Below are 11,239 nucleotides of genomic sequence, written 5' to 3' on the forward strand. Positions count from 1 at the left end.
TAATGATTATGTTCTGTTTATCAAGTGTGCTCTGATCAACGGAGACAAATGATGGAGCTTGTACAGCACCTGTTTCGATTGCCATCTTTCGCAGTTTCTTTAGCCAGCAGTAGTAGGTCTGCTCACATATGTTGTTCTGCTTGCACCATTTTCTGACAGGTAGTCCACTTTCCCTGCACTCCTTAATCCTTTCCACCCATTGCTTGGTCTTGATATCATCATTAATGCTTTGAATATCCATAATCTCACCATCCTCTATATAGTGAATTTAGTGCTAAAATCACTACATATAGCAAATTTAGTGGCTAAAAACACTATATATAGCAAATTTAGTATCTAAAAACACTTTAATTATCTAACATGATGAGGTCTATTTCTATCCACTATATTATTTGGCTCTTACGGAGAATCAGCACTATATAGCTAATATTCTCAATTTATTAACGCATTTGACGTAAAAAAAGATGGCGCTATTTCGCAACCATCTTCTTTATATTATTTATTTTTAATATACTTTCTTTCTTATAAAGAATATTCCTAAGCAACTCATCATAATCAATAAAGACCATCCAATCATATTAATATAAGTGGTATCACCCGTCTTAATCTGTTCATTTTTATCAGTCTTATTTGTATTCTGAGTTGGTATTTCTGTTATTTCAATATTATCAGACTTAAGTTTAAACTGTTTATATGAAGCATTCAACATTTCATAAGCTTGATCCACTTCACTTTGTGTAACTTCTTCATTCATTAATACTTCTTTACTTTGATTTAATACTGTAATTAAAGAATCCGTATTTTCATACTTACTCATGTCTAAAGCATCAATTTTTGAAATCAACTCTTGAAGTTTTGTCTTATTTGCTTTTAAAACAAGATGATCAATAGCCTCTGATAAGATATTAACCATTTCATCAATTTCTTCTTGAGTAACATCAGCTTTATCTATGAGTGCTTTCGCTTTAAGTACTTCATTATTCACTCTCAACAATGAAGAAGGAGTATATTTTGTTTGATCAATAGATTCAGCTTTACCAATAATAGCTAATAACTGAGAGTAATCAATCTTCTTTTCTAAAGCATTTAAAGCACCTTCTAATTCTAATATTGCCTTTTGTACCTTGTCATATTGAGGAACAGATTCTTTATAAGCTTCTTCAGCTTGCTTTCTTTTGTCTGTAAGTAATTTAATTGACTCTTCTGTATATTTAGATTCATCAATGTCTAATGCCTTTGTAATCAATTCATGTAGATGTTCATAAGATTCTTTAGTCACAAGATGATCTTTTGCATCAGACAAATTCTTATATGCTTCTAAGACAGATTCTTCATTCGCATTTTCATCATTTATTACTTCTTGTGCTTTATTTAAATAAAGGTCTAATTCCTCTATACAAACATCTAAATACAATGAATAATCAAGCTTATTCACTTCATCAATCAATGCAATTAAATCTGTTTTATCGCTCTTGAAAATCAATTTATCTTTTGCTTCAACAAGTTCCTCACAAATAGAATCAATTTTTTCCTGACTACTATTTTTATCATTGTAGATCATTTCAGCTTTTTGTAATTTATCTTTCAATTCTTCAAAAGTAGCAGGTGTATATACTGATTCATCAAGATTTTTACATTCTTTAATTAAACTACCCAAATAATCAAAATTAGCCAATAATTTCAAATTATTAATACTATCTAGTAACTCTTGTTTTGTTTCTAATATCGTAGAAGAATCAACATTTCCATTGATCACCTTGTAGGTATTATTCAATGCTTGATTGAATCTTTCCTTTGTTTCTGGTGTATAAATAGAAGTATCCATATTAACATTCATGTAATATAAATTTGTTAGTTCACATTTATCAAGTGGATCTCCATATACTTCAAATTCCCATAATGAATACCCATAAATACTGTTAGGTTTAATTCCCTGCATTTTCACATATCTAGCTGTTACACCATTATAATTATATGTTTCAATACCACCATTAGAATGTTGTGCATGTGTAATATCAGTCCATGTTTCTCCATCTAAAGAAACCTGTAACTTATATTCCTCTGCACCAGTTCCTTCCCAATTTAACTTAATCTCATTAACATTGTAATAATCACCAAGATCAACAGAAATCCATTGGTTTGAAACATCTTCCTTATTGTCTTTCTGTCTTAAAGAAACCCAACGAGATTCCTTTCCTGAAGTGGCATCTTCACTTCCATCAAATGCCTTGGAAGAATCATATTGTGCTTTATATGAACTAGATGCACTAGATTTCTTATTTAGTGCTAAATTTATAGTCTTTGGCTGTTTCACTCTATTACCGTATACTTCAAATTCCCATAATGAATAACCATAAACAGTAGAAGGTTCTAGACATTCTACTCTTACATATCTAGCTACTGTTTGGTCAGTATAGTCAAATTCTCTTTTTCCACCTTTTCCATCACTTACTGAAGTAATATCCTTCCAGTTTTTTCCATTTGAAGAAATCTGGATTTTATAACTTTTAGCACATGCTGCTTCCCAATTTAAAACTATTTTTGAAATATCATAATAATTCTGTAAATCTACATAAATCCATTGATAATCAACATATTTACCAGAATTATCTTTTCTTCTTTGAGAAACCCATCTTGATTCTTTACCTGATGTTTTATCTAAGCTTCCATCAAATGCTTTTTCAGAACCATATTGACTCTTATAAATACTAGATGAATATGAAGGTTTATTTAATGCAATGTTTTGATTTTCATTAACTACTGATGATTTATCACCATATACTGCTACTTCATTAATACCGATACCATAATTCTTATTATTTACACGGCGTGTTATATAAGAATGGATTTTAAGATATCGACCATAAATATATGAATCATATGTATGAATATCACTTAATGATGCATTTGTTTTTGTTTCAGTAACAACCTGCCAAGTTTTCTTATCAGCAGATACTTCTATTGTATAATCATCTGAGCAGGCATTTTCCCAATCAATTTGAATCTTATTAATTTTTGAATACTGTTCTAAATCAATAATAATCCAGTTATCATCACTGTTTCTAATTGATCCCCAACGTGTTTTTATATCACCGTCAACAGCATTTTCTTTCTTTAATTCATCATTATATTGTGAACTTGTTTCTACTGATTTGTTTAATGCGATATTACTATAATTCGTATCTTCTTGTTCTTCATTACCATACGCAACAAGTTCATATATACTTATTCCATAATTCTTTCCATTAACAATTCTAGTTTTTGTAGAATGTATTTTTAAATAACGACCATAAACATTATCATCAAATAAATATTGATCATATAATGATTGATTTGATTTTAATTTATCTTTTATAGTAGTCCAGTTTTTCTTATCTAAAGAAATCTCAATACTATATTCATCTGAACATGCGGCTTCCCATAAAATATTTAAAGCCTTAATTGAACAGTTCTTCTGTAAATCTACAATAATCCAGTTATCATTACTATCTCTCTTTGAACCCCATCGTGTATTTGTATTGCCATCAACAGCATTCTCTTTCTTTAATTCATCATTGTATTGAGAACTTACTTCAACAGGTTTCTTATATGTTAATGCATCCTGACTTTTACAGCTTATTTCTTTAATTTGATAATAAGAACCCTTAGTTTTCTTCATTACTATCTTTATATAAGGGTATATGCCACCGATGCTGACAGTATAATTATTCACATTTTGAGTCACTGATTTTAAATAAGTATATGTTTTACCATCTTTAGATGTATATATATCAAAATCTGAAGCATAATGATCTCCCCATTTGATATTTAATTCTGAAATATAACTATTACCAGCATAAAAGCTGATCCATTCTTCATCATTAGACTTACTCTGCCAATAAGTACTCATATCATTATCAAAAGCTGATTTGACATCATGTGGTGATAAAGATGAACTAGCATTGTACAAATTACTATCATCTTCATTTAACGTCATAGATGAACCTGTATAAGGTGCTGATGGCGTAATAAAATCAGTTTTTGTAGTAGTTTGACCATAATCAAGTTTAACTTGAATAGTAGTATTACTTTGGCTTTCTGATGTTGCAAGAGTGATTTTTCTTTGATTTTCAGATTCATCAATAATTAAACTACAAGGCTGATCAACCGTTACTTTATATCCTGTTTTATATTCTAATGTCCCTGCTTTGTAAAAATTGATTTGTGTCTGTTTAAGATTTTCATTTCTAACCGCTTGAATATTTTCATTATTCGCAACAATAGCTACAGGATTATTATCAGCATATTCTGAAACCTTCTTACTTGTCTTATTGGGCAAAATAATATAAGAATATGACTGATTACTAGGCTTTATTCCATGATTAATATATGCCTTAAATGTTCTTGGAGTAGAAGCCTTCTTTTCTTCTGCCCATAAAGAAGGATTATCTTTCTGATATGCATTAGATACAGTCACTGTTGTTTCATCAGGGAAAACATATCCAACTTTATTATTGTAAATCCACTTACTATTTTTAATAGTTTTAGTAGTATCTTGAGAGATAACATCTCCATCCACTAAAACATTATCAGCTTTTGCCTGATTAAGTGTTGTATGGATTTCAACTGATTCACTCGATGTAATACCTGAACCCAATGCTACAATTTCATCATCAAAGAAGAAATATCCTTTCTTTACTTGAGTTCCCTTTTTATCCATTGCATAAGCACATGCACCATACTGTCCATTCGATACACCAATAGTATGACTTGTTCCGTTAGTAAAACGTCCTGAATTAGAATAATCCTGCACTAATCTTGCAGCAGTTGTTGTTCCAGGACAATGTGCCCAATCATAAGTTGGATAAACAGTAGTATATTCATCACCATCAACACTAATAGTAGATGATGCTGATGAAGTCCAATAAATGAGTTGACCTTTATTTCCATTAGGCCAGCTTCCTCTCCATTCTCCTCCAATGATTTCATTGGAATCCATTTTTATATTAACACCATAATGATTTCTCATATGAGATGCATAACCTGATCTCCACATATAATAATTTCCATTTTTACCATTTGTGATCTGTGGGTTTTCAATATTATTCAAAATTCCCTGATACTCTTTAGCGTGTGTTTTATCAGAAGCAATCATTCTTTTTAATGGCTCAATATACTCAGCTGCATAATTTTTGTAACCAACTGAATATTTATATTCACGATAACCTAAATATAATTCTTGAATATCTCCTCTAATTGTCCAGCTTGTTCCATTAATCATATAATCAGCCATACGATTAATTACATCTTTTCCTAATGAAAATGAAGTATCTCTGAACATATAAATCCAGAAACTCATATCTCTAAACATAGACATTCCATAACCATTTGAATAAAACTGTTTACCATGCATATAAAAACTGTTGTCTACTTGTACAGCTTCAGATGTTTTATCATCTTTTTGTGTGACTAAACAATAACTTAGATAATTATTGATCATATCATGTAAATGTTCAGAATCTTCTGTCAACAAATAATAATAAAGATAGTTTTGATCAAACCATAGATTATTTTGACCTGTTCCATATTTAACTGGTACTTTTTCTAAAAGCTTCTTTAACATGATATTTTCTGTATCTTCATCTACAACATCTTCTAGAAATAGAGCCATTCTAGAAAAACGAAGCTGTACGCCTACTTGATTTTCCCACCAGTTTGTTGAACGAGGATTTTGTTCAGCCCAATATTTTATAGCTTTCTCTAGTTTATTTACTACTTCCTGCTTTTTATATAAGACATTCCCTTCTTTACTATAAGCTATAGAAATAGCTTGAAGACGATCTAATGCCAGATAAGGAGACCATGCTGCTCCATTTGCAGCATTATTATTTGCCTTATAATTAACATCATCAAAAGAACCATCTTCTTTTATAAGTTTTAGATAATCGACTGCTTTAGAAACATAACATGTTTCAACTTTAGAACCATCATCAATCGTATCTAAAGATAAGAAATGTTCCTTTAGCCTTCCCTTGATCATACTTATTTCTTCGTTAGATGTTAATCCGAATATCACTTGCACATTTGATAGTGACATTGTGAATACAACAAACAAAGAAATCATTATTTTTACTACTTTATTCATCACCAATCCTCCTTTTGTAATCGCTTTCTAATTATAGAATGCCATTCATATACTTTAATTTCAATTTGGATTAACTTGAATAATTATTATTTTACTGAATCTCTTTCAATTATTTTAGTAGATAATAATTGAGTCATTTGAACATCGTTTTCACGATGAATACGATCTATAAGTTTATTGACCGCAATTTCTCCCATTAATTCTTTTTGTACTTGAACAGTAGTAAGTTTAGGGATTGTTTTATCACATAGAGGTGTATCATCAAAGCCAGTAATAGCTATTTGATCTGGTACTTTTATATTCATTAAGGTCAAAGCATTCAACAATATAAATGCATTTGAATCATTAGCACATACAAAAACTTCAGGTAATTCACTTTTTTTAAGTAATGATACAATGCTATTAACATCGTTTTCTAATACATATTTCTCTGTTTCATGTAGGATGGAGTATTGATTTATATATGATTCTATATCAGATATAGTATTTCTATTTACTAAAGCTTGTTTATATCCCATAAAACGATCAGAAAAGCTTAAAGAGTATTCTAAATCTCCAAAAAATCCAACTCTTTTATATCCTTTATCAAGAACATATTGAGTGATTAAATACCCTCCCTGTTTATTGTGAGTTAAAACACAATCACATGTATCTCCTAGTGATGTATAATCCACAAGAACTACAGGAATACCTGTATTTTTCAACTGATTTAAATTCTGATCCGATATTTTACCAACCACTAGAATACCAGCTACTTTTCTATCTATAATACAATCTGGAAATTCAAATTGGTTATCTTCAAAATAATTCAAAATAGAGATATAACCTAATTCTTTAGCACGTTCAACGATTGAACGTAAGACAATAGAATAAAAATGTCCTGTATTTGCATAATAGCTCTGCATAAGAATACAAATATTAGATTTAGAAAAGACTGAAAGATAATGATGTTTTTCATTAATATATCCCATTTTATCAGCTGTTCTTAATATTTTTAGACGCATTGATTCACTTACACCTGGCTTATCATTTAATGCAATCGATACAGCATTAATAGAGATATTCAATTCTTTCGCAATATCTTTCATAGTCACTTTCATGTTCTCACCCCTTGTTTATAGCACTTCCCCATTACTATTTATTACATTCTTATACCATTCAAATGACTTCTTCTTAATTCTTCTCATATCCTTCAAGTCATCATTATCTCTATTCACATAAACAAAACCATATCTCTTCTTCATCTGTGCACGACTGCTTAAGATATCAATAGGACCCCAAGATAAGTATCCTCTACAATCTACACCTTCTTCTACAGCTTTTTTCATCTCTTCAATATGTTTTCTCATATAATCAATACGATAATCATCATTAATAGTTCCATCTACTAATTGATCATCATATCCATAACCATTTTCTACAATATACATAGGCATTTCATATCTATCATAGAGTTGTCTTAAAGTAATACGTAAACCAATAGGATCTATTGTCCAGCCAAATTCAGACATTTCTAAGTAAGGGTTCTTCTTGATGACTACATCTTCTACATTAGTCAAACTATCTTCACCATAATGACTAATAGTAGACATATAATAGCTTATCGCAAGAGCATCTGTCTTACCCTTCTTAAGTATTTCAAAGTCTCCTTCTTCTATAACTGGCATAGTACCTTCTAGTTTCATATTTGCTAGGAAGTAATTGTTATAGTGTCCTCTCGCAAAGACATCTAGAAATACAAATGCTTCACTTTGGGCTTTCATAGATTCTAATGTATCTAATGGGTGACATGTTTCAGGATAGCTTTGTACAATAGTGGCCATACCTAAAACATACCCTCCTTTTTGATGGATGTATTCGTTTATCAAACTATGCGCGATTAAAGTGTTATGCATAATTTGATGATCCAGAGTAATAGGGTTTTCTCCTTCAGAACATACAGCACCAAAGAACATCTTTGGACCTTTCTGTAGTATTCCATTCTGTTCATTGAAGATAATCCAGTATTTAACTTTGTCACTATAATGATCTACAATCTTCTTGCATAATTCCACAAATATATCCACTACTTTTCTACTCGCAAAACCATTGTATTTCTCATATAAGAATACAGGCATCTCAAAGTGATAGAGTGTAGGAATAGGTTCTATCCCTCTCTTTAGTAGTTCATCAATAAATTCATCATAGAAAGCAAAACCTTCTTCATTATATGTATTCTCATCACTCATAAGTCTAGACCAGTCTAAAGAGAAACGGTATGCATTAAAGCCTAACTCTTTATATAAATCAAAATCTTCTTTGTATCTATGATAAGCATCAATACCATCTTTAAAGTCTGAGAACTTACCAGTAACTGTTAAGTCACATACTGCAGGAACTTTCCCTCCTTCAGTATATCCACCTTCACTCTGATGGGCAGTCACTGCACCACCCCATAAGAAATCTTTTCTTAGCATCTTTACTAACTCCTTTATTTATATTCTTATTTAATTCTATTAAGGCTATACTTGAATTTCAAGGAAGTAACACTTGAAAAGAAATAGTATATATTATTCTAACGCTCATTTAATACGTTTTAACGCTCACTATTTTGTTGAGTTATTGGCTTAGTTATGCGGTTTTTAACTTTCTAACGCTCATTTAACACTCATGAGCGTTAGAATAGAATATCATCATCCGTTGAATCTGGTATTTCAATCTCTAGAGTCTCTTCTCGAATTCTATAATATTCATCAACAACAGAATCAATAGATTTTCTATCTCCTGCTCTTTCATAACATTTTATAAGTTTAGCCAGTAAATCAAATGTCGTAATTTCATCAACACCATATTCCCTTAAACTCGCTTCATAATTTTTTTGGCATATTCCGATGCCTTATCATATTATTTTCTTTTACAATATGTATCGCAAATTGAACTTGCTATCATAATACTGGTAAAATCAGCATCACCAAATATTTCTTTACACTCATTATAATCTTGTATAAGTTCTTCTAATGTTTTCTTTTCTGTCATTGGTGTATCTCCTTATTCTTTTTTATTTTCTCTTATTGGCAACATTCTGTAAACAGGAATCAAACATAAGGTGTTCTCAAATTTGAACACTAATGTAACTTTGTGAATTTGTATTCATAAATCAAACCTAAGAAAATATTATGATATAATTCAAACAGAATAAAGGTGAATATCATGATGGAAAGAAGAGCATATTTAAATCAATTAGTATCGTGGAAAGATAAAGATATAATAAAATTGGTAAGTGGAGTTAGACATTGTGGAAAAACTACGATATTAAAAATGTATCAAAAATATTTATTAAATAGCGGTGTTGATCAATCACAAATCATTTCTATTAACTTTGATGACCTAGAGTATGAAGAGTTGCTAGATTATCATAAACTCTACCAATATATCAAAGATAGATTAGCAGAAAACAAAATGATTTATGTTTTCTTAGATGAAATACAGAATGTTCCTTCTTATGGAAAAGTTGTAGATAGCCTTTATGTAAAAGAGAATATTGATATCTATATTGTAAGATCCACCAAGCATCCAATCACACATTTAAACAGTCAATATATAGAAATACATATTCTTCCTTTATCATTTAAAGAAATATATAAACCTGGAACTGATAAAGAAGAAGCTTTTCAGAAATATATGAAAACTGGTAGTTTCCCCTATATTAATCAAATACAACTGGATAAAGAACAAATTGATATGTATCTAGAAGGAATAAATAATACTGTGATTGTGAAAGATATGGAAGCATTGTGTGAGTCATACCTTTATTATCCTGTTGAAGTGATGGATATATCAGGCAAGGAAGTATTAAAGTCTAATAAGAAGTATTATACTGTAGATCCAGGAATTCTAAATTGTATTCTCCCAAAGCAATCTTATGATTTAGGATTCATGATTGAAAATATTGTATATATAGAACTTCTAAGAAGAAGATATATTGTAAATATTGGACGAAGTGGACTTGCAGAGGTTGATTTCATTGCGAAAAGAAATGATGTCTACACTTATATACAAGTTACTGCATCACTTGTGGACGAGAATACTTTTAACAGAGAGATTAGTCCTCTAAAACTAATTGAAGACAATTATGAGAAAATAATCCTTACTTTAGATAGATATACACTTGGAAATTATAATGGTATTAAGGTAATTAATATCATAGATTGGTTGTTGGAAGAATAGGCTGCAGCGATTAGATTCGCTACAGCCTAGTTTTGTTATTGACTATTCAGTTTCTTGAATTCTTCTATATATTTTCTCAAGAATGGAACTACTGTATAATCATTATTTCTAATGAAATTCACACTTAATTGATCAAAGATGAACTTCTTAAAGTCATCATCTAATGCTCCTTCTAGCACTGTTATTCTACGAATATGACATGCATTGACAAGAGTAAACTTCATAGGCTCCTTTTTACCAACATAATAGTATAACTTCTTTGAATCCTCCTCATCCTTCAAAGTATAAATATGCTGAAATACCTTTACAACATCACTCTTAAGACATGGATTAAATACTACTCTAGAAGTATCTCTACAATGTTTTACAAACTTTCTTCCTAAAGAAGTAGCTAAATTAATAAGTGGTGGATTACCAGCTTTAGATGCTTTTCTAACCACCTCTTGATATTGATAAGTGTTTTTATTTAAATTCTTTAGTATACGTTCTATTTCTTCTCTGTATTCTTCATTTGTTTCCACAAAAGACTTTAATAGACGTGTTAGTTTACTCTTGGAAATTTCTTTATCTTTCCTATATGCATTGAGTCTAAAATCAAGTTCTTTTAAATCAGGTAAAACCATCATCTTACTATCACTTATTAAAGCTTGATAATCTTGAGTAGAAATCAATAATTCTGGTTCAAAAACAGAACTTTTATAATTTGTAAAGACAGATTCATATCTCTGATATAGTTCTGAAGTATCATCCTCAATCTTATAGTAATCCATGCTCCCATCAGGAAATACACTTAAGAGAAAATACTTAGTAATTTTTTTATTACCACAACGTTCAGATTCTCTTGTAACATATTCAACTGGTTTATCCCAATTCCAGTGATATATAGATATACTTCTATTTGCGATATCT

6 protein-coding genes and 1 pseudogene are annotated in these 11,239 nt (G+C 30.1%); 1 reads left to right on the top strand and 6 read right to left on the bottom strand.

The window, feature by feature from the left end; translation table 11 throughout:
• The 5 genes and pseudogenes from EAI80_RS09645 to EAI80_RS13960 all read right to left on the bottom strand — a co-directional run.
• A pseudogene (locus tag EAI80_RS09645) lies at positions 1–241 on the bottom strand (hypothetical protein); the annotation flags it as partial.
• 264 nt (positions 242–505) lie between these two features.
• Positions 506–6,124 (bottom strand): discoidin domain-containing protein, encoded by a 5,619-nt coding sequence (locus EAI80_RS09650; protein ID WP_129981844.1) that lies wholly within the window; start codon positions 6,122–6,124, stop codon positions 506–508.
• An 86-nt stretch (positions 6,125–6,210) separates the two neighbouring features.
• Entirely contained in the window at positions 6,211–7,224 is a 1,014-nt protein-coding gene (locus EAI80_RS09655; protein WP_129981845.1) for a LacI family DNA-binding transcriptional regulator, read from the bottom strand.
• A gap of 15 nt (positions 7,225–7,239) precedes the next feature.
• Positions 7,240–8,580, bottom strand: a complete 1,341-nt coding sequence (locus EAI80_RS09660; protein ID WP_129981846.1) for a glycoside hydrolase family 1 protein — start codon at positions 8,578–8,580, stop codon at positions 7,240–7,242.
• Positions 8,581–9,007: 427 nt separating this feature from the next.
• Entirely contained in the window at positions 9,008–9,139 is a 132-nt protein-coding gene (locus EAI80_RS13960) for a hypothetical protein (RefSeq protein WP_255452567.1), read from the bottom strand.
• A gap of 174 nt (positions 9,140–9,313) precedes the next feature.
• Here EAI80_RS13960 and EAI80_RS09665 point away from each other — a divergent pair, with 174 nt between their 5' ends.
• Positions 9,314–10,330 carry an ATP-binding protein gene (locus EAI80_RS09665; RefSeq protein WP_129981847.1) on the top strand — a complete coding sequence of 339 codons (1,017 nt, stop codon included), beginning with the start codon at positions 9,314–9,316 and terminating at the stop codon, positions 10,328–10,330.
• 35 nt (positions 10,331–10,365) lie between these two features.
• On the opposite strand, the gene EAI80_RS13460 is transcribed toward EAI80_RS09665, so the two are convergent.
• Positions 10,366–11,239: hypothetical protein (locus tag EAI80_RS13460; protein ID WP_161220327.1), on the bottom strand; the 874-nt coding region annotated here is incomplete at its 5' end.

This window comes from Catenibacterium sp. co_0103 (genome assembly GCF_004168205.1).
In the GTDB taxonomy this organism is placed as follows: Bacteria; Bacillota_I; Bacilli_A; order Erysipelotrichales; family Coprobacillaceae; genus Catenibacterium; species Catenibacterium mitsuoka_A.

What these genes read in the sequence shown, in the direction of transcription:
- EAI80_RS09650 (WP_129981844.1), bottom strand. Translation starts at nt 6,124, where the DNA reads ATGAATAAAGTAGTAAAAATAATGATTTCTTTGTTTGTTGTATTCACA.
- EAI80_RS09655 (WP_129981845.1), bottom strand. Translation starts at nt 7,224, where the DNA reads ATGAAAGTGACTATGAAAGATATTGCGAAAGAATTGAATATCTCTATT.
- EAI80_RS09660 (WP_129981846.1), bottom strand. Translation starts at nt 8,580, where the DNA reads ATGCTAAGAAAAGATTTCTTATGGGGTGGTGCAGTGACTGCCCATCAG.
- EAI80_RS13960 (WP_255452567.1), bottom strand. Translation starts at nt 9,139, where the DNA reads ATGACAGAAAAGAAAACATTAGAAGAACTTATACAAGATTATAATGAG.
- EAI80_RS09665 (WP_129981847.1), top strand. Translation starts at nt 9,314, where the DNA reads ATGATGGAAAGAAGAGCATATTTAAATCAATTAGTATCGTGGAAAGAT.